Genomic DNA, 23,550 nt, shown 5'->3' with positions numbered 1-23,550 from the left:
CGCCCTAGCGCAGCTTGGCCGGCTTGGTGCGCACGGCGCGCAAAGCGCGGTCCACCACCGGCTGGTCGGAAATCAGGCGGAATGCCCCGTCGGAGGACAGTTTGTCGATCATGCGCCGCGTCATGGACTGCGTGCTCGCGTCGGCTCCGGTGAACAAAAACAGCGTGTTGTGCGGGCTGCACCAGGTGAGCTGGGTTCGTACCGCACGCTGGTTGGTGATGATTTCCACCCACTGGCCGATGCGCAATGCGGGCTGAGCCACTGCTCCGGCCACCGACGGGTCCGCCGCGGCGGCCGTATCGGAGGACAGCACATCGTCAGCGCGGGTTTCAGGGCTGACCTCTTCCGCCGGCGTGTCGCCGAAGACGCTCGCCGCTGCGTAGTTCAGCGCTTCACCCTGAAGCTGCGCCAAGCGCTGCGTCACTTCGGCAATACGCTCGATCGGGTGGTCAATGCTCTCCAGCCCACGCACCAACACCGGCACCATGTCGGCAATGGCCTGGCCCAGGCGCTCCGGGTCCGAGCGCAACTGCTCGGGCTGCGCGCAGCACAGCAGCAGCGGCACCAACGCCAAATAGCCTCCGGGGTCCCCGCCGGTTTCCTGGGGCTGGCTGCTTTGCGCCTGCGCCACCACGTCCGCCCACGGGCCGGTCACGAAGGCCAGCAGGTCGGCCGGTACCTTGTCCGCATCGGGCAGGCGGCGGAAGTCGGCGGCAATCTTCTCGGCCAGCAATTCCCGCTGCTCCCGCTGGAGCAGTTCGCGCTGCTGCGCTTCATGGCGCTCAAGCTGTCGACGCTCCTGCGCGGTCCAGGCCTTTTCCAGCGCCTTGAGCACTTGGGCGAACGGTGCGGCATCCCGGATCTCGATGGAAGCCAGGTGGCCTACGGCTTCGTTCACCAGCCGCATGAAGCGGCTGAAGGCGGGCCCATCCTCGGCGTTGAATGCCAGGCTGCGCTGGGTCAACTCGTCCAGCAGGCGCCGGGCGGGGTGCTGCTCATCCGTGAAGAACCGCGTGTCGTGCTGCACCAACTCCTTCAGCGCGGGCTCCAGGCTTTGCACGGCACGCTGCATGGGGGGCAGCAGCCGCGAATCCTGCGCAATGTTGTCCATCATGCGGCTCACGACCTCATGCGCCGTCCGCGTGGGGGATGCCGCCACCGGCGCATGTGCAGAGGTGCCGTTCCAGCCCGTCACCGGGACCGCGGCCCCCCCCGACAGACGGCCCACGATGCGTTCCAGCTGCGCAATGTCTTCCATTGCTTCCGCCGCGGCCGGCGTGACGTACGCGTTGGCCGGAGTAGCTGCCGTATAGCCGCCGCGTGCATCGTAGGCGAAAGGGTCACCACCACCGGCCAGCATCTGGCGCAGGATACCCACGGTCAGCAGCGCTTCTTCGGCCTGCGGCGCCAAGGCCACGTTGCCCGAGGCGCCTCCCCAGCCTGCCCCGTAACCTTGGCCATAGGCGCTCGCGGCACCATATTCGCTGGCCGGCGCACCATAGGCCGAGGGCGGCGCGTAGCCCACGCCCATCTGGGAACTGTGGGCATATCCACCGCCATGCCCGCTGCGCACACCAGGGGCTCCCGCCACCGCGTAGCCCACGGGCTCGACGCCATGCTCGCGCAGGCTCTGGGCGGCGCGCTTATAGGCGCTTACCAGTTGCATGCCCAGCAGTTCGCGCATCTGGCTCATCCACAGCTGCCGCACTTCCCCGCTTACACCGGTATCGCTCACCACTTGCTGCAGCGCGCGGATGTAGTTCTCGGGGCGGAAAGGGTTGCTTTCGGGTTGCACGCTGTGCAGGCCCTGCGCCGAACTGACGAGCGTGTTGAGTTCCGCCAGCGTTGCCTCTGTCGCCAGAGCGGCGATCTGCTGCGCCCGCGACAGCTCCACCTGGACCAGCACGTCGGCATCGTCCATGAGGGCGAGCTCGCCCAGGTCCATTCCGCCGGGCTGCCCGGCCCTCGTCTTCGCGGCCGAGGGGCCTTCGGCAAAAATCTCCAGCAAGGCCATGGGGTAGGCCTTGGGCAACGACGCCTCGTGCTGCTTGAGCAGGCGCAAGGCATCGCTGATCTGGGTGCGCTTGTGAAGGTCGCGGGTGGAGGATTCCTGCGCCGTGAGCGCTTCGCGCGTACCAGTCACCAGCGCCTCCATCAGGGCCTCGCTGTCCCTGACGGCGTTGACAACGCAGGCGCGAAAAACCGTACGGGCGCGGGACGCGGAAAGGGACATGGTGGAGACGGACGAAGAATGGGCGGCGGTCCGCCCGATGCTACTACCTGTAAGTGCTTATTTGAGGGCCTTGTAGCGCATACGCTTCGGTTTCGCACCCTCTTCACCCAATCGTTTTTTCTTATCAGCTTCGTATTCTTGGTAATTACCGTCAAAGAATACCCATTGGCTGTCGCCCTCGGCAGCCAAAATGTGCGTCGCGATACGGTCGAGGAACCAACGATCGTGGCTGATGACCAGCACGGTACCAGCGTATTCCAGCAGCGCGTCTTCCAGTGCACGCAGGGTTTCCACGTCCAGGTCGTTGGACGGTTCGTCCAGCAGCAGCACGTTTCCGCCCTGGATCAGCGTCTTGGCCAGGTGCAGGCGGCCGCGCTCGCCCCCGGACAGGTTGCCCACCTTCTTCTGCTGGTCCTGGCCGTTGAAGTTGAAGCGCCCGGCATAGGCGCGCGATGCCATTTGGAACTTGCCCACATTGATGATGTCCAGCCCGCCGGAGATGTCCTCCCACACGGTCTTGTCATCGGCCAGTGCGTCGCGGTGCTGATCGACAAAGGCCATCTTCACGGTCTGGCCGATTTCCACGGTACCGGAATCAGGTTGCTCCTTGCCCGCGATCAGCTTGAACAGGGTCGACTTGCCGGCACCGTTCGGGCCGATGATGCCGACGATGGCGCCGGCAGGGATGTTCATGCTCAGGTTGTCGATCAGCAGGCGGTCACCAAAGGCCTTGGAGACATTCTTGAATTCGATGACCTTAGAGCCCAGGCGATCCGCTACAGGAATGAAGATCTCCTGCGTTTCGTTGCGGCGCTGGTATTCGTAATCGCTCAGCTCTTCGAAGCGGGCAATACGCGCTTTGGACTTGGCCTGGCGGCCCTTGGCGTTCTGGCGCACCCACTCCAGTTCCTTCTTCAAAGCCTTGGCGCGAGCCTCCTCGCCTTTTTGCTCGGCTTCCAGACGGTTGCCCTTCTGGATCAGCCAGTCAGAGTAGTTGCCCTTGTAGGGGATGCCGTGGCCTCGGTCCAGTTCCAGAATCCACTCAGCGGCGTTGTCCAGGAAGTAGCGGTCGTGGGTGATCGCCACCACGGTACCGCTGAAGCGGTGCAGGAATTGCTCCAGCCAGTCCACGGATTCGGCGTCCAAGTGGTTGGTGGGTTCGTCCAGCAGCAGCATGTCGGGCTTGGACAGCAGCAGCTTGCACAGGGCCACGCGACGCTTTTCGCCACCCGATAGCTTGCCGATCACCGCATCCCACGCCGGCAGACGCAGCGCGTCGGCCGCAATTTCCAACTGGTGTTCGGAATCGGTACCGGCCGCGGCGATGATGGCCTCCAATTCACCCTGTTCTTTGGCCAGCGCGTCAAAGTCGGCATTCTCTTCCGCGTAGGCAGCGTATACCTCTTCCAGGCGGGCTTTGGCGTTGTTCACCTCGGCCATGGCTTCTTCCACGGCCTGGCGCACGGTGTGCTCGGGATTGAGTTGGGGCTCCTGGGGCAGGTAGCCGATCGACAGCCCGGGCATGGGCAGTGCCTCGCCTTCGAATTCCTTGTCCACGCCCGCCATGATCTTGAGCAGAGAGGACTTGCCGGAGCCGTTCAGGCCCAGCACGCCGATCTTGGCGCCCGGAAAGAAGCTAAGGGAAATGTCCTTCAAGATCTGCCGCTTGGGCGGCACGGTCTTGGTGACGTGGTTCATCGAGAAAACGTATTGGGCCATGGATTTATTCAGGAAACGGGCAGAAGAAGGCGCCAAAATTTTTTGCGCACAAACGCGGATTATCGGCGCATGCGACAATAGACCCCGTCTTGGGCTCCAGTTGCCCACGGCATCAGCCTAGACAAGCTGGGGACGAAGGAAGAATTTTCCGGGCTCCCACCCTTGCAATCATCTGCCTAACAAACTGGCTCGGCGGCCCGTAAAGTCGCCTGCGACAGGCCGATACCCAGCGCCCCGGATGGGCGCATCCAATTACATGACATTTGAAGAACTGAAGCTGGCGCCGGCCATTTTGCGGGCCGTGCAAGAACAAGGCTACGACAACCCGACCCCTATCCAGGCCCAGGCCATCCCGGCCGTCCTCGCTGGACACGACCTTCTCGCCGGCGCACAGACCGGCACCGGCAAGACCGCCGCGTTCACGCTGCCCATGCTGCACCGCCTGGCCGAAGGCCAAGCCCCACGCAGCCAGTTTGGCGGCAAGGGTGTGCGCGCCCTGGTGCTCACGCCCACGCGGGAGCTGGCAGCGCAGGTCGAAGAATCCGTGCGCGGCTACGGCAAATACCTGGATCTGAACTCCACCGTGATCTTCGGCGGCGTCGGTATGAACCCGCAGATCGAACGCATCAAGCGCGGCGTGGACGTGCTGGTGGCCACCCCTGGCCGCCTGCTGGACCTGCAGCAGCAAGGCTTCATGGACCTGTCCACCGTCGAGATCCTGGTGCTGGACGAAGCCGACCGCATGCTCGACATGGGCTTCATCCAAGACGTGAAGAAGGTGCTGGCGCTGCTGCCCCAGTCCAAGCAAAGCCTGCTGTTCTCGGCCACGTTCAGCGACGACATCCGTGAACTGGCCAACTCACTGCTCAAGAACCCGCAGAGCATCCAGGTCACCCCGCGCAATACCACGGTGCAACGCATCAGCCAGGTGATCCACCCCGTGGGGCGTGGCAAGAAGAAGCAGGTGCTGCTGCACATCATCCAGGAACACGACTGGAGCCAGGTGCTGGTGTTCACGCGCACCAAGTTCGGCGCCAACAACGTGGCCGAGTACCTGACCAAGAACGGCGTTTCGGCCATGGCGCTGCATGGCAACAAGAGCCAGAGCGCCCGCACCCAGGCGCTGGAGGGCTTCAAGACGGGCCAGATCCGCGCCCTGGTGGCTACCGACATCGCGGCACGCGGCATCGACATCGACGACCTGCCGCACGTCGTGAACTACGAAATCCCCAACGTGCCCGAGGACTACGTGCACCGCATCGGCCGCACGGGCCGCGCCGGCCGCGAGGGCCATGCCGTGAGCCTCGTCTGCATGGACGAGGAAGGTTTCATGATGGAGATCGAGCGCTTCACCAAGCAGGAAATCCCCGTGCAGGTGATCGACGGCTTTGGCCCGGACGAGGGAGAGAAGGCCGAACCCATCGCCATGGGCCGCCAGACCATCTGGGGCGGCGCGGGCAAGCCGCCCAGCCGCGAAGTCATGCAGGCGGCGGCCAAGGCGGCACGCCAGGAGATGATGGAGCGCATCCGCACCAACAAGGCGGCCACTGGCGGCCAGCGCGGTTCGCGCCAAGGCGGTGGCCAGGGCGAAGGCCAGCAGCGCGCCGGGGGTCAGAACGGCAGCGGGGGCCGCGGCGGCAACGCAGGCAATGCGGGCCGTCCTGCCGGTCCACGTGATCAGCAACGTCCGCAGAACACGGCCGGTGGCCGCCGCCGCGGCGGTCCCGCGGGTGCAGGCAATGGCGGCGGTAATGGCGGAAATCGCCGTTTCGACGACAGCCAGCCTCGCAGCGAGAACGCTCACCTGGGCACGCAGCTCGGCAACATTGGCATCGGCCCACGCCATGGCAGCGGCCGTGCCAGCCAGCCGGACCCCATGCGCACCAGCGTGGACAGCATGGCGGACCGCGGGCGTCGGGGCGGCTTCGGCCGTGGCAACGGCGGCGGCGGTGGTGGCCGCGGCCCACGCGGCGGCGGCTTCGGCCGCTGAGACCTTCACGACAACAGAAAGCCCGGCACAGCCGGGCTTTTTTCCATGGCCCCTGGGCCAACCACCCCGCCGCACGCGCAGGACATCAAAGCTGCCGGGTAACATCCGCCCCAGCACCACTTCCGCCACGCCCACCATGACGCCGAAGAATCTGCTCTCCCACACTTACGCGCTGCCAATCGCCGCAATCGCTGCACGGCACCGCGCTACCGCGCTGCTGGGCGCATTCCTGCTGTCCGCCTGCTCCAGCACGCCCCTGCCTCCGTGGCCCGCGCAGTCCTCCCCCCCCGCGCCCACTGGTCCGCAAACGTCCCGCGCCGTACCGCCGCCGCTGGGAACAGTGCAGCGTGGCGAAGTCGTGCCCAGCCCAGTCACGGTAACGCCCGTCGCCCCGGCCACCGAGCCGGCCTCCACCGCGCTCCCCTACAGCGCGGCTGTCGCGGCACGCTTTCCCGCGCCTTCCGTGCGGTACGAAACGCCGGGGCTCGCCGAGGGGCGCCAGGCTTTCACCACCAACGCCGAACTCACCCAATGGCTGCGTAATCTGGCCACGGCGCAGCGCGGCACGACCCGTGTGCAAATGCTGGACCTGGGGGTATCGCAGCGCGGCACACCCTTGCACGGCCTGGTGCTGACCCGCGCGGCTGGCACCGACGTGGCCGCGCTGGACGCCAGCCGCCGCCCCACGGTGCTGCTGCTTGGGCAGCAACATGGCGACGAACCCGCCGGCAGCGAGGCATTGCTCGTACTGGCGCGCGAACTGGCACAGGGTCTGCTGGAGCCCATGCTAGAGCGCATCAACGTGATCGTCGTTCCCCGCGCGAATCCCGACGGAGCCGAGGCCGGCACGCGAGCCACGTCCAACGGCATCGACATGAACCGGGACCACCTGCTTTTGCAGACTCCGGAGGCCCAGGCACTCGCCAAACTGGTGCGCAACTATCGCCCGATCGCCATTTTCGATGCGCATGAATACACCGTCACCGGACGGTTCCTCGAGAAATTCCATGCCATCCAACGCTACGACGTGCTGCTGCAGCACGCAACGACGGCTAACCTGCCGGAATTCATGACCAAGGCAGCTCTGGAATGGTTCCACCACCCCATGATCAGGGCCCTGGAAGCGGAAGGCCTGAGCCAGGAGTGGTACTACACCACCTCGACCCGCGCCGAAGACCTTCGCCTGTCCATGGGAGGGACGCAACCCGATACCGGCCGCAACGTGAATGGTCTGAAGAACGCCGTCAGCATGCTCGTGGAAACGCGCGGCGTGGGCATTGGCCGCACCCACATCCAGCGGCGCGTGCACTCGCAGGTGACGGCCCTCACCAGTGCGCTGCGCAGCACCGTGGACCGCGCCGCCGACTTGGAGCAGGTGCGCTCCTATGAAGCGCGGGACATTGCCTCCCAGGCATGCCGCGGCGAGATCGTGGTGGAAGCCACGCAAACCCCTGGCCAGCGCGACCTGGTCATGCTGGACCCACAGACCGGCGCAGACCGGACCCTGCGCGTGGATTGGAATTCCTCGCTGCAACTCAAGCCGGTCAAAAAACGCCACCGTCCCTGCGGCTATTGGTTGGCAAGCGGCGCAACGGATGCAGTGGAGCGCCTGAAGCTGCTGGGCATCCAGGTGATGCACGTCGCCGAGGCGGGCTCCGTACTGGCCGACATCTATGAGGAAACCAGCCGGGAGAGCTCCGAGCGAGAGGACGTGCGCGGAGCCATCCCTGGCGCCCGCCCGATCATCCGCGCCACCGTGACCCCCATGCGCAGCGCCATCGACGTGCCGGGAGGCAGCTACTACGTGTCTCTCAACCAGCCATTGGCCAATCTGGCCGTGGCAGCGCTGGAGCCCGATACGCAGAACAGCTATTTCGCCAACCATGTCATCGGCCAGCTCGGCGATGTGGCACGGGTCATGGCACCTCCATCGCTGGTGTTTGAGGAGATGGACTGAAGAGCACGCCAGACTGCGGCCACTCTTTAAATGATAGCTGCTTGCGCTTGCTGGATAAGCGCTAAAGGCATATTTGGCATCATACACAGCACCCGCATGCCGTCTTCTATTTCATGGGCTGCGCAGGCTGGTGCGGGAGCGCTCCGGGCGCCTGTATGATCCTGCACTCCGAGCGCGCACATCACCGCTCGCACCGCATACCTGCATCATCTGCCCGTAGCTCAACCGGATAGAGCAATTGCCTTCTAAGCAATAGGTCGGGGGTTCGAGTCCCTCCGGGCAGGCCACCTCACTTCGGCTGTGCCTCGGCATCCTGCGAAGACATCTTTCTGCGGCCGAGGTGCCACTGTCGGGCGGAAATGCGGGACGCCGTCCGACACTCTACAGCGCGTAGCGCGCTCTATGGTCTTGCTACCCCCTCACAGGAGAAAACCATGCTCAAGCGCCTCTTTGATCCCGCTGCCATGTATGCCCACCGTCTCGAGACCAGCCTGAATGAGGCGCGAATGGCGGCATTCGAACACGAAAACGCTGCCGAACACCATGCTGCACTGGCACGGATGTACCGGCAGCGCATTGCACGGCTGGAAGCCGAGCTGGCTCCCGCAACTGCGGGCATACCTTCGCGGTTGATCCTCGACCCTGCGGGGCCCATTCCTCGTGTGACACCGCTCAAGAAGCCTCGCGAGCCGCACCAACGCATGCCAGCTTATCTGCCTCAAGGGGCGGGAGGATAGTGTGCGGTGCGACTGTGCAGAGCAACCTTTGGTACCCCGCCCCGTTCCCAGGACTCACGCCATGACTCCCCAGGACCCGAAAGAACACCCGCTGCACACTGTGCCAGACGATTTACCGCGCCCGCCCGGTGATCTGCCACCGGCCCCACCAACGGCCTCGCCACCGCGGCAGCCCGACGAGGAAATACCAGCCAACTTGCCGGGTTAAACCACCTGCAGGCTCCACTAGCTTGGTTCTTGCATAGGGTCACCGGGCAGTTCGATGGGCGGCGTATTGTCGGGCGGATCAATGGGAATAGGTCGCGGCGGCACCTCGCCGGGATTCGGCGGGACGGGCGGGACCGGTTGAGGGGCGGGGGTTGCTGGCATGGGGCATCCTTTGTCCTGGTTGTAGTGCCTTTGCACTTGGCACTCCGTCGGACAAAACCGTATGCAGGCGAACGGCTTCCGGCACGATCAGTCTGCTGTTCGGGAGTGCCTCTTCAGTCAGGCACCGGTCACACCAACCTTGTTGAATGCAAAAGGCCCCCGCAGCTTGCGCTGCGGGGGCCTTCGTTATTTGGGGTGGCTGATGGGACTCGAACCCACGACGACAGGAATCACAATCCTGGACTCTACCAACTGAGCTACAGCCACCGTAGCCTTGAATTATAGCCTGATAAATCTACCCTCTGAGGTAACCGGCTTAGTTTTGTAGCTCTGCCTGTGCCACCGGTCGGGGGGCCTTGATCTGGACCTTGAAACGCTGCTTGAGCAAATCGTAATACGCTAGCGCCTCGGCCGACGCCCACGATTGCAAGTATTGCTCTCGCTCCATACGCGCACGAGCGTCGTTCACACCGTCCCGGGGAACGACGCGGTTGATTTTCACCACGGCATAGCCCTGCGCACCAAGGTCCACACCTGTCCAGGCCGGGAGTTGGTCCACATTGGCACGCAAGGCGGCATCCACCACTGAACGAGGCTGATCCTGCAGCCGGTCCCGCGATACCGTCAACGCAGCAGTCAACCCGGAGGCTGCATCCGGCGCGGCCTTCCAAGCGGTCAGTTTGGCTTGGCCTTCCTGCCGCGCAAGTTCAGCGGACTTCTCGGCGATATAGATCGCGCGCACCTGGTCGCGCGCCTTGTCCAGCGGCAGCGTCATGGCTGGCTGGTATGCCGTAACGCGGCCGGCTGCCAGCACACTTGTACCGATCTCGATGGCCTCGGTATTGCGCTTGTTCTGCAGCGAGTCCGACTGGAACAGCGCCTCCAGGAAGCGTGCGTTGGCAAGCGGCCCCGCGCCGCCGGCAGCCGGAGTACGGGTAACCCCCTCGGCCGTCTGGATCTTGAGCTTGAGCTTGTCGGCAACGGGCTGCAGGCTGTCCGCCTGTTCATACACACCATTGGCAAACGCCTCGGCCACTTCTGCGAACTTGCGTTGGGCCTGCTGCTGCTTGAGTTCTGCCTCGAGCGAGGGGCGCAGCTCCTCGAAACTGGGCTGGCGCGGAGTCTTGATATCGGAAAGCAGGATGATGTGGAAGCCGAAATCGGTTTCCACTACGTCGCTGATCTCCCCCTTCTTCATGGAAAAAACGGCGTCTTCAAAGGGTTTGACCATGGCTCCCCGGCCAAAAAAACCGAGGTCACCGCCGGACGGTGCTGAGCCCGGGTCCTGCGATTCCTTTTTGGCAATCTCCGCGAAGCTGCCCGGCGCTTTGCGTACCTGCGCGAGCAGTTCCTCCGCCTTGGCCTTGGCCTGGGTGCGCGCATCCGCAGGGGCGTCTTTGTTGGCGTTGATCAGTATGTGACTTGCCCGGCGCTCCTCCTTGCCCGCGAGGCGATTCATGTTTTCCTTGTAATAGGTGCGCAGGTCATCTTCGCTGAGCGTGATTCCCGCTTTCACGGCATCAAGGTCAAGCACCACATACTCCACCGACGCTTGTTCAGCCTGCTGAAATTTCGCAGGATGGGCGGTGTAATAGGCCTCCAGGTCGGCATCCGTCACCACGACCTTTGACACAAACGCCGAAGCATTGAAACGGGCGATCTGGATTTCACGGCGCTGGAACAGTGCATCAAGTGCCAAACGTGCTTCCGCCGGGCCGCTGAACGCCGAACCCATGACACCGCCCATGACCTGGTTGACCGACAAGTCTTGGCGAATGCGTGCTTCAAGCCCCTCAGGGGTGAGTCCCTGCGCACCAGCCAGAGCGCGATAGGCTTCGGCATCCAGCGTGCCGTCAGCTCGCTTCAACGCCGCTATCTGCGGAATGCTCTGCAGTTCGCGTGCCAACCGCGCATCGCTGGTCAGCATGTGCATGTCCTGCGCCGCGACTTGCAGCACGCGGTCACGCACCAGCCGCTCCAACGTGGCATAGCGTGCCTGCGGTGAATCCAGCAGCTTGGCATCGATACCTGGCGACTGAGCGCGGATTCGATCGCTCTCCATACGGTGAGCGTTGTCCCAGTCGGCTTGGGTGATGTCCTTGCCATCGACCCGCGCTACCACCGGGCTTCCTCCGCTGAAATAGTTGCTGTCGATACCCACGAGGATGAACGACGGGATGATCAGCAAGAACAACAAGAACATGACGATCTTGGAGTGCTTGCGGATGGATTCGAACATGGTCAATCTTTCAACAGCTGCAAAAGAAAAGGCGAACTTGCGTTCGCCTTTGAATGGGGTGGTGGGTGCTAACGGGGTCGAACCGCTGACCTACGCCTTGTAAGGGCGCCGCTCTACCAACTGAGCTAAGCACCCCCCATATTTCACAATCAGTTCAAAGCATCTTTCAGTGCTTTGCCTGGACGGAACTTTGGAACTTTAGCAGCCTTGATTTTAATCGTAGCGCCCGTGCGGGGATTACGACCAGTGCGCGCAGCGCGCTTGCCGACGGCGAATGTGCCGAAACCGACGAGCGACACCGTGCCGCCCTTCTTGAGAGTCTTCTTAACCGCTTCGATCGTGGACTCCAGTGCGCGCGCAGCTGCAGCCTTGGAGATATCAGCGTTGTTGGCGATGTGCTCAATCAATTCGGTTTTATTCACAAGAAGCCTCTCGGGAAAAGAGTGGATGAATGTCTTTATGCAAATCTGGCCTCCGCGCCCCCTGCAACGGAAGCGGTCCGAAAGGCAGAGGCGGAGGGAACTGAAGCAGCGTCAGAAATTGCTGTGTCAGATTAAAGCCATCGCACTGTAGGGTGTCAATAAGACGTACCGCGTGGGCGACAGCATGGGAGCGAATTCTAGTCGTATTTGATCCCCGTCCCGGATTCGAGCACCGCTTTTGTTTCGACCTTGCGCGCTAGGCGCATTCCGTATTGACAAGCACTTTCGCCCTGCGGTGCCGAGTTGCCGCCACCAGCCTTCTCCATGTGGGCGCGGATTGCCTTGCTATGTCATATATAGCAATGAACCCTTTTGACACAAGGCTCTCCCAGCAGTAGCAAGAAACTTAACGGACTCTCGCTCGAATTTCTGGCAGTGCTTTTTGCAGGTAATAAACCATAGACCACACCGTCAGCACTGCGGCGACCCAGATCAGCCAGGTACCCCACACACCCGTGTCAATGACGCCAAACAACTGCCCGTCATACAACAGGAAAGGAATGGCAATCATCTGCACCGTGGTCTTGAGCTTGCCGATCATGTGCACGGCCACACTCTTGCTCGCCCCGATCTGCGCCATCCATTCCCGCAAGGCACTGATAGCGATTTCGCGGCCGATGATGATGAGTGCCACGAACACATCGGCACGTTGCATATGCACGAGTACCAATAGCGACGCACATACCAAGAACTTGTCAGCCACGGGATCCAGAAACGCCCCGAACGCGGAGGTCTGGTTGAGCTTGCGTGCAAGAAACCCATCGAGCCAATCGGTGGCCGCAAAAACGATGAACATCACCGTGGCGATGAGGTTGCGCATCGCAGGGTCCAGCGGCGCATAGAACACTCCCACGATCAAGGGTATCGCGACAATGCGCGTCCAAGTCATGATGGTGGGAATAGTGAAAAACATGGGTGCCAATTGTGGCACGCGCGGCAATGCCCCGGGCCGTCAACCGGGTCAGCGCAGCGCGCGATAGATCTCTTCTGCCAAGTCGTGAGATATGCCCTCGACCGTGGCGAGGTCGTCCACGCTGGCATCTGCCACGCCGCGCACGCCCCCAAAGCGCTGAAGCAGCCTTGCCCGTTTTTTAGGCCCCACACCGGGTATATCTTCCAATCGGCTGCCGCCTACGCGTACTTTTGCACGAGCGGCGCGCATTCCGGTGATGGCGAAGCGGTGGGCCTCGTCACGGATCTGCGCCACGAGCATCAGCGCAGCCGAGTCTCGCCCCAGATAGACTTTATCGCGTCCATCCGCAAAGACCAGTTCTTCCAGCCCCACCTTGCGGCCCTCCCCCTTTTCGACACCAACGATGCGTGAGATATCCAGGCCCAGTTCCTGGAACACATCGCGCGCCATGCTTACTTGCCCCTTGCCACCGTCCACCAGCACCAGGTCCGGCAAGCGCGGGGCATTTGTCACCTCCGCTCCCCCTGCCTCGCGCTGTGCTTCGGCAACCTTGCTGTAGCGACGCATGAGTACCTGACGCATAGCTGCATAGTCATCGCCCGGGGTAATGCCCTCGATTTTGAAACGGCGGTACTCGCCACTTTGCATTTTGTGGTGATGAAAAACCACGCAGGAAGCCAGGGTCGCCTCCCCTGCAGTGTGCGAAATGTCGAAACACTCGATGGTGAGGTCATCCAAGCTCTCTGCCTCCAGATCCAGCGCTTCCGCCAGGGCACGCGTGCGCGCCCGCTGGGAACCCTCCTCCGCCAGCAACCGTGCCAACTGAATCTGTGCGTTCTGCTCCGCCATTTCCAGCCAGATTCGCCGTTGTTCGCGCGGCTGGTGGACGACTGTCGCTCGCACCCCCGTCTGCTGTGCCAGTACCCAAACCAATGCGGGGTCGACTGGCTCGCTCGTAATCAGTGTCGGTGGCAACGGTACCCCCAGGTAGTGCTGCGCAATGAACGCAGCAAGGATCTGCGCCGGCACCGACTGCTCGAGTCCGCCAGCCTCCTCTACCATTAGGTTATCCGGAGCATCCTCGCGCGTTTCCAGTTGGAAGACGCCTGTCGCTTCCTCTACGTGAACCGGAAAGTAAGGCCTGTCGCCAAGGTGCCGGCCACCGCGCACCATCGCCAGGTTGACGCAGGCACGGCCGCCAGCCACTTTAACGGCGAGTATGTCCACGTCCTTGTCCGATGCCGTCTCCACCGCTTGTTGGTGCAACACACGTGCGAGTGCCGTGATCTGGTTGCGGACCTCGGCCGCCTGTTCAAACTCCAGCTTCTCGGCGTACGCGAGCATGCGCTGTTCCAGCGTTTGAAGCAGTTCCTGGGTTTCACCCAGCAGCAGCGCCTCCGCACTGCGGACATCTGCGGCATAGGCCGTTGGGGAAATCAAACCCACACACGGAGCGGAGCAGCGTTTGATCTGGTACAGCAAGCAGGGACGCGTGCGATTCGCAAACACCGTGTCTTCACAAGTACGCAACCGAAAAACCTTCTGCAGTAGCTGAATGCTTTCTTTGACGGCCCATGCGCCAGGGTAAGGACCGAAGTATCGGTGACGTTTATCCACTGCCCCCCGGTAATACGCCATGCGCGGGTAGCACTGTCCCGGAGCATCCCCCGTACCGTCCTTTGCCGAGACACCGGTGATCTTGAGATAAGGGTAGCTCTTGTCGTCCCGAAAAAGAATGTTGTACTTCGGCCCCAGGGACTTGATGAGATTATTTTCCAGCAGGAGCGCCTCAGCCTCGGAGCGCACCACCGTCGTTTCCAGCCGCGCAATTCTGCCCACCATATGGCCAATGCGCGTGCCTCCGTGCTGCTTGCTGAAGTAGCTGCTGACCCGCTTTTTCAGGTTGCGCGCCTTGCCGACATATAGCAAGACATTCTGTGCATCGAAGTAGCGGTACACCCCGGGCAAAGGTGGCAGCGCCGCCACCTGTGCCAGAAGCTCATCCGAATAGGTTGTGGTCATGACGCTATTGTGGGCACGCGTCGAAAGCCTCTTCTATACCGTGCGAGGGGAGCACTGCAGCTCACGCCATGGTGTTCGACACAAAGATTTGTCGAGCACGTCAGTGAAGGTGACGCGGCCGGCGTCCGCCGCCATGCCCGCTGCCACCCGGACCTCGTGGCGGTTTACCAATTTCAAGCGAACTCACCAGCGCATCAAAACGTTGAGAGAAGAGCTTGTCAATCTCTGAGACAACGCCACCGAGCTCCGAGCCGTCGAAGTGCCGCTCCATCAGATTGACCACATCTTGCACAAGAAGGTCACGTTGTACTTGCATGATGGCGGCGGGAGTGGGCCCCACAAACAGCATCACGAAATCATCACGCGCCTCTTCGTCCTCGGGTGCCTCATCCTCATCGAACTCGGCATCGTAGAACGTCACCTCGATGGCTGCGCCCTGCTCAGCCAATTCATTGAGACTCATGCACATTTCATCCAGAGACTGGCGGAAGTCTTCGTCGCCACGCACTGTCCAGCACATCTGCAGGATGTGCTCCTTGGCATCGAACTGTATGCCCGGCTCCTCCTCATAGGCGCTCGAAGCTCCATCCGCGAGAGAACGCGCACCAGCGTACTTCCACAATGGCTTGAGTGCTTCCTGAAGCTGACTGAAGTCCACATCAGCACGCAATTGCACTTGACCATGGACGTGGATTTCAAAGGGAGCGTTGTAATGTGACATAGCGAATCCAGATGGTGCCCCGAGCCGGGGTCGAACCGGCACGCCCCTTCTCAGGAAGCGGCGGATTTTAAGCCAGAGCATGGCATCCGCACCGGGCTAACGCTGGACTTGGATGTGGCTTGCTGTAGCAGGTTTTCCGCCAGACCAATGCCTTCGATCATATCCCGGTGCGCGATGCAAACCGCCCCGGTTCTCCTCCGCCTGGCTCCTAGCCGGCCCCTGGAATCGGGGCCTTTCAGGAGCACCTCATGGCAAAGATCAAACTCACCAAGTCCGTCGTTGACACGGCGCAGGCGCAAACCTGCGACATGGAACTCCGGGATACGCTCGTTCCGGGCTTCTTGTGCAAGGTTACACCAACCGGCCGCAAGGTATTCATGGTTCAGTACCGCACGAACTCCGGCGTGCGGCGCAAGCCGGCAATCGGCCAGTTCGGCGAACTGACGGTCGAACAGGCCCGATCGCTGGCGCAAGACTGGCTGGCCGAAGTCCGGCGCGGGGGCGATCCCGGACTCGACAAGGCCGAAGCCCGCAAGGCGCCGACGGTCAAGGAGCTGTGCGGCCGGTTCATGGACGACCACTCCAAGCCGCACAACAAGCCCAGCACGCAGGCCGGCTACCAGTACCAGATTGACAGCTTCGTCATCCCGGCCTTCGGCAGCAAGAAGGTTCATGAGGTCACGCGCAACGACATCACTGCGCTGATGAAGCGCATGGAGAAGTCGCCCACCCAGGCCAACCGCGTGCTGTCGCTCGTCCGAAAGATGTTCAACCTGGCCGAACTGTGGGGCTACCGGCCCGATGGCTCCAATCCCTGCCGCCATGTGCCCAAGTACCCGGAAAAGGGTTCGACCCGGCTCATTACCGACGACCAGATGACCAAGCTGTTCGCCTATCTGGAGAAGGCCGAGGCCGAGGGCTTAGAACATCCCATCCACCTGCTGGCCGTCCGGCTGCAATTCGAGTTCGCGGCGCGCATGTCGGAAATCCTGCTGTTGCAATGGGATTGGCTCGACCTGCCCAACGGCCGGGTGGTCTGGCCGGACAGCAAGACCGGCGATATGTCCAAGCCCCTGAGCGCCGAGGCTCGCCGCCTGTTGGAGAGCGCCCCCCACTATGGCGATTCGCCCTACGTTTGCCCTGCGATCCTCGATCACAAGAAGCCGCTAAGCCCCCACTCCTACTATCAGGCGTGGCGGCGCATCCTTGACCGTGCCGGTGTGCCGAAGGTCGGCACCCACGGCATCCGCCACCGCTCGGCGACGGACATTGCCAATTCGGGCGTGCCGCTCAAGGTCGGCATGGCGCTGACAGCGCACAAGACCGTGGCGATGTTCATGCGCTATGTCCACACCGAGGACGATCCTGTGCGCCAGGCGGCCGAGCTGGTGGCGACCCGGCGCCAGACCATCACGAAGGCGCGGCAACGCCAGCCCCAGGAGGCCACGGCATGAGCGCCCGGACGCCCAAAGCAGTAAAAGGCGCTGCCGTGCCTGCCGGCTACGCCGGCATCCACGGCGGCATCGTGGAACTGCTCGATGCCGCCCGCCAGGCGGCGGCGCGCAGCGTCAATGCGCTGATGACGGCCAGCTATTGGGAGATTGGTCGCCGCATCGTGGAGGCCGAGCAACAGGGCAAACGGCGCGCAGGGTACGGCGAACAGTTGATTGCCCGGCTGTCCGCCGACCTGACCGCGCGCTTCGGGCGCGGGTTCAGCCCGGACAACCTGGAGAACATGCGGCGGTTCTTCGCCGCCTATCCCCGGCCGGTGATTTCCGAGGCACTGTCTCGGAAATCGGGCGACGGGCTGCCCGCCGAGAAATCCGAGACAGTGTCTCGGAAATTGGCCTTGGGCGAGCTGGCGCAGGTGTTCACGCTGCCGTGGTCGGCCTACGTGCGGCTGCTGTCGGTCAAGGACGAGCACGCCCGCCGCTTCTACGAGGCCGAGGCGCTGCGCGGCGGCTGGAGCGTGCGCCAGCTTGACCGGCAGATCGGCAGCCAGTTCTACGAGCGCACCGCTTTGTCGAAGGACAAGGCGGCGATGCTGGTCAAGGGCGCTGCGCCTAGGCCGGAGGATGCCGTCAGGCCGGACGATGCGATCAAAGACCCGTATGTGCTGGAGTTCCTGAACCTCAAGGACGAGTATTCGGAATCCGATCTGGAAGCAGCCCTGATCCAGCGGCTGGAGGATTTTCTGCTGGAGCTGGGCGAAGGGTTCACCTTCGTCGGTCGGCAGCGGCGCTTGCGCATCGACCAGACGTGGTATCGGGTGGATCTGCTGTTCTTCCACCGGCGGCTGCGCTGCCTGGTCATCATCGACTTGAAGCTGGGCAGCCTGACCCATGCGGACGTGGGCCAGATGCACATGTATTGCAACTACGCCAAGGAGCATTGGGCGTATCCCGACGAAAACCCGCCCGTGGGTTTGATCCTCTGCGCCGACAAGGGCCACGCGCTGGCGCGGTATGCCTTGGAGGGCTTGCCGACGAAGGTGATGGCGGCGAACTACCGTACCGTGCTGCCGGATGCCGAACTGTTGCAGAAGGAGCTGGAAACCACGCGGCGACTGCTGGAGTCGCGTGCGGCGAAGCAGCTCAAGAAGCTGCCGCAATAGCCGGGCGTCCCGGCGTGCCGCCGTCGGGTTCGCGGGCTGCGCCCCGCGCTTCGTGCCGAATCGCGGCCATTCGGCTTTGACCCCTGACGCCTCCGGCCCTCTCGGGCCTGCGCGCTCCGCTTGCCCCAAAAGCCGACTGTGTGCAGTGGGCGGGTGTGGGCGGTCTTGCTGTTCCCTTCACCGTATCACGGCGTTCTCGCCGTCAAGGGCGGCGCGCGCCATGCGCGCTTGCGTCCTGGCGGCCGTCTGCGACCCCTGACTGCTTGCGCTGCGCCGTGCTGGCGCCGGTTCCGGGCAATTCCGCCCGAGCAACCGGAGCACGATCATGTCGCAACTTTCCCTCTCTCTCGATACTCCGCTGATGGTGCGCGATGGCCGTGGGCGCTATCGGCCGGCGGACGCCGACCAGATTCTGGAAGCCGCGCGCCAGGTCATCGAACAGAAGATGCAGCGCGGCGCCGAGTTCACTTCGCCAGTTGTGGTCAAGGACTACCTGCGCGCCAAGCTGGCCGGCTTCGAGCACGAAGTCTTCGCGGTGCTGTTCCTCGACACGCGCCATCGGCTGATCGACTACGTGGAGATGTTCCACGGCACGATCGACGCGGCCGAGGTGCATCCGCGCGAGGTGGTGAAGCTGGCGCTGCGGCTCAATGCGGCGGCGGTCATCGTTTCGCACAACCATCCGAGTGGGAACCCCGAGCCGAGCGCGGCCGACAAGGCGATGACCGCGCAGCTTCGGCAGGGGCTGGCGCTGGTGGACGTTCGCACGCTGGATCACGTCATCGTCGCGGGAAGCCGTACCACGTCATTCGCCGAGCGCGGCCTGCTTTGACCCTTGGGGGCTTCGGCCCCCTTTTTTTGCTGCGCCCGGCCGCGCGACTCCGGCCCTCGCGGGCCTGCGCGTGCTGCGCACTTGCCGAAAACCGGGGTGCGTGGAGGTGCGAGAGAGGCGGTCTTGCTGTTCCCTTCATCGTGCCACGGCGTTCTCGCCGTCAAGGGCTGCGCGCCGATGGCGCTTGCGTCCTGGCGGCCGTCGTTGACCCCTGACTGCTTGCGCTGCGCCGTGCCCCGGAAGGGTCGGGCAATACCGCCCGGCATCCTTTCAGGAGTTCACCGTGAACAACGCACTCATCACTGACGAGCAGCGCATCGTGCTGCTGGCCAACGGCCGCGAATCCTTGGAGAACCCGGACTTCGATCCGGCACCCGTGGTCAAGCTGTTTACGCCGGACGCCGGCGCGACCTGGCTGCTGACCGAGATTGATCCCGATGACCACGACCACGCCTTTGGTCTTTGTGACCTGGGCCTGGGTGCGCCAGAAATCGCCTGGGTCAGCCTGGGCGAGCTGGCGACGGTGCGCGGCGGGCTGGGCCTGCCGATCGAGCGCGACCTGTCTTTCCGCGCCGAGAAGCGGTTGAGCGCCTACGCGCGCGATGCGCGGCTGGCCGGGCGGATCGCTGTCTGAGCCGGCCCTCGGAGCGCCGCAAGGCGCTCCTTGCGCTTTTCCAACCTTCGCAGGAGATCAATGCCATGAGCAGCCATCACGACTACATCATCGAAATCACTGCGCAGCACGATGCGCTCAAGCCGTTCGCGCCGGAGAACGGCCAGCCCCTGCGCTTCAAGATCGGCGACGCGGTGATCTACACCAACGAGTTTGGCGCGCAGTTCCGGCGCCGCGTCACCGGGTTCTACCAGCCCACCGGGCTGTCGGGTCTGTACGCGCGTGGTGCGCGCTACCTGCTGGACTCGTCATCGCCGTGGATGCCGGTATCGGAATCCAGCCTGCGCCCTGACGACTCGGCGTGATGCCTACGCGCCCCTTGTGGGGCGCTGCGCGCTTCGCTTGCCTCCAGGGAAAGCCCTGCGGGCTATCCCCGCCGCGCGGTGCTTGGCGCCCCTCAAAGACCGCCGAACCGGCTGCGCCGGATCGGCCAGACCACAGCAGTCGTTGTCGAACCTGTTTCCCCATGACTGACGCATGAGCTTGTGCATCGAGCATTGAATGCTGTGCGTCCCCGGCCAAGAAACATGGCCGGTCGCGCTGTCGTGCGCGCTGCGCATCGAGCCGCCTGCGGCGTCTCGCCCCTTCCGGGCTTCCATCGTTCCCTCGCTCCGCTCGGCTGACGCCTCAGGCCCGGATTCCTAGATCCGGGCCTGCGCGCTTCGCTTGCCGTGCGGTCGGCGTGTGGGGAAGGCCGTTGCCTTGTCCAGCCGTCTTCCCTGACTCCATCACCTTGTCCGCGACTGTAGCCCGCGGCCGTGTGCCGTCAAGGCGCGCAGGGCCGTGTCCTCGCTTCGCTGCGGGCCGCACCAACCCTGCGCTTGCCTCCTTGACGACCCCCGTCCGCGCGCTCCTGACCGTCGCGGGCGATGAACTCAGGAAAGACGGTGGCAACAGGGCCAACCGGGTTCCTCGTGCCGACCGCACCGAACAGCCGAAAGGCTGGGCTTCCGAATCTAGGAATCCGGTGTGCGGTGAACAGCAAACCCTTTTTTCTTTGTCAGGAGAAATGCCATGCAACTCGCATCCCGCTTCGCTTCCCGTTCCCCGGTGCTGCGTTCGGAACGTCCCTTGTCCGACGACCAAATCCGGGCCGTGGCCCCGTCCATCTTCGCGGACGCGCCGCACGAAAGCCGCTCCGAGCGGTACAGCTACATCCCCACCGCGACCGTGCTGCAAGAACTGCGCGGGGAAGGCTTCGAGCCTTTCATGGTGACGCAAACCCGCGTGCGCAACGACGACCGCCGCGACTACACCAAGCACATGATCCGGCTGCGCCACTCCAGCCAGATCAACGGCCGCGAGGCCAACGAAATCATCCTGCTGAACTCCCATGACGGCACCAGCAGCTATCAGATGCTGGCCGGGATGTTCCGCTTCGTTTGCAGCAATGGCCTTGTCTGCGGCGACACCGTGGCCGACGTGCGCGTGCCGCACAAGGGCGACGTGGCGGCGCATGTGATCGAAGGCGCTTACGAAGTCCTGCACGGCTTCGACCGGGCGCATGAATCCCGCGATGCCATGCGCGCCATCACGCTGGACGCCGGGGAATCGGAAGTGTTCGCCCGCGCTGCGCTGGCGTTGAAGTACGACGAGGACAAGCCCGCGCCCATCACGGAATCGCAAATCCTGATGCCGCGCCGCCACGACGACGACCGCCGCGACCTGTGGAGCGTGTTCAACCGCACGCAGGAGAACTTGACCAAAGGCGGCCTGTCCGCCCGCGCCGCGAATGGCCGCCGCCAGACCACCCGGCCCGTGCAGGGCATCGACCAAAGCGTGCGCCTCAATCGCGCCCTGTGGCTGCTGGCCGATGGCCTGCGCCAGTTGAAAGCCTGAATCCCCACGCGGCAGGGGCAGGCAGCAGCCCTTGCCGCTTCTCTCGCTGCTGCATCCCTAACCGCAAGGAGTTATCACCATGAACGCCGTACTCAAAACCGAAGCCGTCGCCATCGAAGCCGCCGCCCCGCTGGAAATGGCCGACCCGTCCAAGAACCTGATTCTGGTTCCGCTCTCGCAGTTGCTGCCGCGCCGCTCCAAGCGCAACGCCCGCAAGATGCCGCGCCTGTCCATCCCCGAACTGGCCGCGAGCATTGCCCGCATCGGCCTGCTGCAAAACCTGATTGTCATCCTCGCCGCCGATGGCGAGCAATACGAAGTCGTCGCAGGCGACCGCCGCCTGACCGCCTTGAAGCTGCTGGCGAAGAAGAAGCGCATCCCCGCCGACTACGAAGTGCCGTGCCTGCTGGTGGCCGATGCTTCCGCCCGTACCGTCAGCCTCGCGGAGAACGTGCAGCGCGAGAACATGCACCCCGCCGACCAGTTCGCGGCCTTCGCCGCGCTGGTCAAGGAAGGCCGGCCCGTCGAAGACATTGCCGCCGACTTCGGCGTGTCCCCGCTGGTGGTGCAGCGCCGCTTGAAGCTGGCGAACGTCTCGCCGCGCCTGATGGCCGACTACCGGGCCGGTGGCGTGACGCTGGAACAGTTGATGGCCTTGACCATCACCGATGACCACGCCGCGCAGGAAGCCGCGTTCTATGGTGCGCCGGAATGGCAGCGCAGCCCGTCCAAGCTGCGCGAGCGCCTGACCGAGCGTGAAATCGACGCCACGCACGCGCTGGTGCGCTTCGTCGGGCTGGACACCTACCGGCAGGCAGGCGGCGGCGTCCGCCGCGACCTGTTCGCCGAAGGCGATGCCGGAACCTACCTCACCGATACCGCAGTGCTGGAAACGCTGGTGCGCGACAAGCTGGCAACGCTGACCGAGGACGTGCGCGCCGAGGGCTGGGCATGGGTGGAGGCCGTGCCGCATCTGGCCTATGAGGAACGGCAGGCGTTCCAAAACGCCCCGCGCCACCGCCGCGAGCCGACCACCCGCGAGGCCCGCCGCATCGCCTCGCTGGAAACCCGCCTCGAAAAGATCGACGCCGAACTGGAAGAGGCCTACCAAGGTGAAAGCAGCGAGGACGAGGCCAAGGCCGAGAAGCTGGAACAGCGGCGCGATCAGGTGGTCGGGGAACTGCAAGACGCGGAGGACGCCTTGCAAGGCTACGCCCCCGAGGTGCGCGAGGTGGCCGGTGCCATCGTCACCATCGACCGCAACGGCGAGGCCGTCATTCATCGCGGCCTGCTGCGCGAAGCCGAGGCCAAGGCGCTGCGCACGCTGGAAAAGCTGCGGCGCGGTTTCGGCAGTGCCGAAGGCGAAGCCGCCAACGACGAGCACGAGGACGCCGACGACGCGCCCAAGGCCGCGAGCCTGTCCGACCGGCTGGCGCAGCGGTTGAGCGCCCACCGCACGGCGGCGCTGCAAATCGAAGTCGCGCGGCATCCGCACGTCGCGCTGGCCGCGCTGGTGCATGGCATGGTGCAGAGCGTCTTGCAACCCGACGCCTACGGCGACGGCCTGCCGCTGGGCGTGCGCCTCACGGCGCAAGACCGGCTAGAAGGCAGGGCCCCGGACTGGCCGGAATCGCCCGCCGCCGTGGCGCTGCGCGAACTGCAAGAGTTGGCGGGCGAAGCCTTGCCGCAGGACAGCGCCGAACTGTTCGCCGCGCTGCTGGCGAAGTCGCAAGACGAACTGGTGCGGCTGCTGGCCGTGTGCGTGGCTTCCACGGTGGACGTGGTAACGCCCCGCGCCACGCCATACCAGCCCGGCGAGGAACTGGCGCAGGCCGTGGGCCTCGACATGGCCGCATGGTGGAAGCCGACCGCAGAAGGCTACTTCAAGCACGTTTCCAAGGCCGTGATTCTGGATGCCGTGGGCGCATTTGCACCGGAATCCGTCACCCGACTGGCGAAACGCAAGAAGGCCGACATTGCCAGCGAAGCCGAGCGGCTGGCCGATGGTACGGGCTGGATGCCCGCCATCTTCAAGGCCGAAGGCCCGCAGCAGGCAGTACGGGAAAGCGCGCAGGAGGCAGGCCCGGAGCAGGACGCACCGGAGGATGCCGAAGCAAGGGCGGATGAACCCGCCGAGGCGCTGGCCGCTTGACCCGCGCCGAAGGCAAGCGCCCCGGCCTCGACCGGGGCGCTTCGCTGGAAGGAGAGGC

The 23,550-nt window shown here is 64.0% G+C and carries 17 protein-coding genes and 3 tRNA genes; 11 read left to right on the top strand and 9 right to left on the bottom strand.

All coding sequences use genetic code 11. From position 1 onward, the window contains the following. Nucleotides 1-4 precede the first annotated feature (4 nt). Nucleotides 5-2,233: a DUF1631 family protein gene (locus AC1PPL_RS14515; protein WP_479973573.1), complete on the bottom strand. Its 2,229-nt coding sequence runs from the start codon at nucleotides 2,231-2,233 to the stop codon at nucleotides 5-7. A 57-nt stretch (nucleotides 2,234-2,290) separates the two neighbouring features. Next, nucleotides 2,291-3,952: an energy-dependent translational throttle protein EttA gene (ettA, locus tag AC1PPL_RS14510; RefSeq protein WP_015912846.1), complete on the bottom strand. Its 1,662-nt coding sequence runs from the start codon at nucleotides 3,950-3,952 to the stop codon at nucleotides 2,291-2,293. Nucleotides 3,953-4,208: 256 nt separating this feature from the next. On the opposite strand from ettA, the gene AC1PPL_RS14505 reads away from it, so the two are divergent. The 4 genes from AC1PPL_RS14505 to AC1PPL_RS14490 all read left to right on the top strand — a co-directional run bounded on the left by AC1PPL_RS14505 (nucleotide 4,209) and on the right by AC1PPL_RS14490 (nucleotide 8,636). Further along, nucleotides 4,209-5,942 carry a DEAD/DEAH box helicase gene (locus AC1PPL_RS14505; protein WP_479973572.1) on the top strand — a complete coding sequence of 578 codons (1,734 nt, stop codon included), beginning with the start codon at nucleotides 4,209-4,211 and terminating at the stop codon, nucleotides 5,940-5,942. A gap of 136 nt (nucleotides 5,943-6,078) precedes the next feature. Further along, entirely contained in the window at nucleotides 6,079-7,899 is a 1,821-nt protein-coding gene (locus AC1PPL_RS14500) for a M14 family zinc carboxypeptidase (protein WP_123676559.1), read from the top strand. 210 nt (nucleotides 7,900-8,109) lie between these two features. Beyond that, nucleotides 8,110-8,186: transfer RNA gene (locus AC1PPL_RS14495), tRNA-Arg, on the top strand. Nucleotides 8,187-8,333: 147 nt separating this feature from the next. After that, on the top strand, nucleotides 8,334-8,636 hold the full coding sequence (locus AC1PPL_RS14490) for a hypothetical protein (protein ID WP_270175230.1): 303 nt from the start codon (nucleotides 8,334-8,336) through the stop codon (nucleotides 8,634-8,636). Nucleotides 8,637-9,196: 560 nt separating this feature from the next. Here the strand turns inward: AC1PPL_RS14490 and AC1PPL_RS14485 are convergent. The 7 genes from AC1PPL_RS14485 to AC1PPL_RS14455 all read right to left on the bottom strand — a co-directional run bounded on the left by AC1PPL_RS14485 (nucleotide 9,197) and on the right by AC1PPL_RS14455 (nucleotide 15,382). Then, nucleotides 9,197-9,272: transfer RNA gene (locus AC1PPL_RS14485), tRNA-His, on the bottom strand. Between the two features lie 49 nt (nucleotides 9,273-9,321). Further along, entirely contained in the window at nucleotides 9,322-11,244 is a 1,923-nt protein-coding gene (locus tag AC1PPL_RS14480; protein ID WP_479973571.1) for a SurA N-terminal domain-containing protein, read from the bottom strand. Between the two features lie 59 nt (nucleotides 11,245-11,303). Continuing rightward, nucleotides 11,304-11,379, bottom strand: a tRNA-Val gene (locus tag AC1PPL_RS14475). 14 nt (nucleotides 11,380-11,393) lie between these two features. After that, a complete protein-coding gene (locus AC1PPL_RS14470; protein ID WP_011805814.1) occupies nucleotides 11,394-11,666 on the bottom strand; it encodes an HU family DNA-binding protein in 273 nt (90 codons plus the stop codon). A gap of 406 nt (nucleotides 11,667-12,072) precedes the next feature. Further along, nucleotides 12,073-12,639, bottom strand: coding sequence for a CDP-diacylglycerol--glycerol-3-phosphate 3-phosphatidyltransferase (gene pgsA, locus AC1PPL_RS14465; protein ID WP_015912838.1), 567 nt, complete (start codon nucleotides 12,637-12,639; stop codon nucleotides 12,073-12,075). Nucleotides 12,640-12,687: 48 nt separating this feature from the next. Continuing rightward, entirely contained in the window at nucleotides 12,688-14,661 is a 1,974-nt protein-coding gene (gene uvrC / locus AC1PPL_RS14460) for an excinuclease ABC subunit UvrC (RefSeq protein WP_252101099.1), read from the bottom strand. Between the two features lie 100 nt (nucleotides 14,662-14,761). Continuing rightward, complete coding sequence (locus AC1PPL_RS14455) at nucleotides 14,762-15,382, bottom strand: DUF6806 family protein (protein ID WP_015912836.1); 621 nt, start codon at nucleotides 15,380-15,382, stop codon at nucleotides 14,762-14,764. Between the two features lie 248 nt (nucleotides 15,383-15,630). Here AC1PPL_RS14455 and AC1PPL_RS14450 point away from each other — a divergent pair, with 248 nt between their 5' ends. From AC1PPL_RS14450 to AC1PPL_RS14420, 7 genes are all read left to right on the top strand, one after another. Next, the gene (locus tag AC1PPL_RS14450) at nucleotides 15,631-16,836 is read left to right on the top strand and encodes a tyrosine-type recombinase/integrase (RefSeq protein ID WP_241349772.1); all 1,206 of its coding nucleotides are present in this window, start codon (nucleotides 15,631-15,633) and stop codon (nucleotides 16,834-16,836) included. Next, on the top strand, nucleotides 16,833-17,996 hold the full coding sequence (locus tag AC1PPL_RS14445) for a PDDEXK nuclease domain-containing protein (protein WP_167814581.1): 1,164 nt from the start codon (nucleotides 16,833-16,835) through the stop codon (nucleotides 17,994-17,996). Before AC1PPL_RS14450 ends, AC1PPL_RS14445 begins: the two co-directional genes overlap by 4 nt. 325 nt (nucleotides 17,997-18,321) lie before the next feature. After that, on the top strand, nucleotides 18,322-18,828 hold the full coding sequence (radC, locus tag AC1PPL_RS14440; protein ID WP_241349770.1) for a RadC family protein: 507 nt from the start codon (nucleotides 18,322-18,324) through the stop codon (nucleotides 18,826-18,828). A gap of 283 nt (nucleotides 18,829-19,111) precedes the next feature. Next, nucleotides 19,112-19,462, top strand: coding sequence for a DUF2958 domain-containing protein (locus AC1PPL_RS14435; RefSeq protein ID WP_019372677.1), 351 nt, complete (start codon nucleotides 19,112-19,114; stop codon nucleotides 19,460-19,462). A 65-nt stretch (nucleotides 19,463-19,527) separates the two neighbouring features. Beyond that, complete coding sequence (locus AC1PPL_RS14430) at nucleotides 19,528-19,806, top strand: hypothetical protein (RefSeq protein WP_019372676.1); 279 nt, start codon at nucleotides 19,528-19,530, stop codon at nucleotides 19,804-19,806. Nucleotides 19,807-20,515: 709 nt separating this feature from the next. Next, entirely contained in the window at nucleotides 20,516-21,340 is an 825-nt protein-coding gene (locus AC1PPL_RS14425) for a DUF932 domain-containing protein (RefSeq protein ID WP_040435350.1), read from the top strand. Nucleotides 21,341-21,419: 79 nt separating this feature from the next. Beyond that, nucleotides 21,420-23,492 carry a ParB/RepB/Spo0J family partition protein gene (locus AC1PPL_RS14420; RefSeq protein WP_217960704.1) on the top strand — a complete coding sequence of 691 codons (2,073 nt, stop codon included), beginning with the start codon at nucleotides 21,420-21,422 and terminating at the stop codon, nucleotides 23,490-23,492. Nucleotides 23,493-23,550: the final 58 nt, after the last annotated feature.

It is taken from the genome of Diaphorobacter sp. B2A2W2 (genome assembly GCF_056730635.1).
This window is presented reverse-complemented; position numbering and strand designations above follow the sequence as displayed.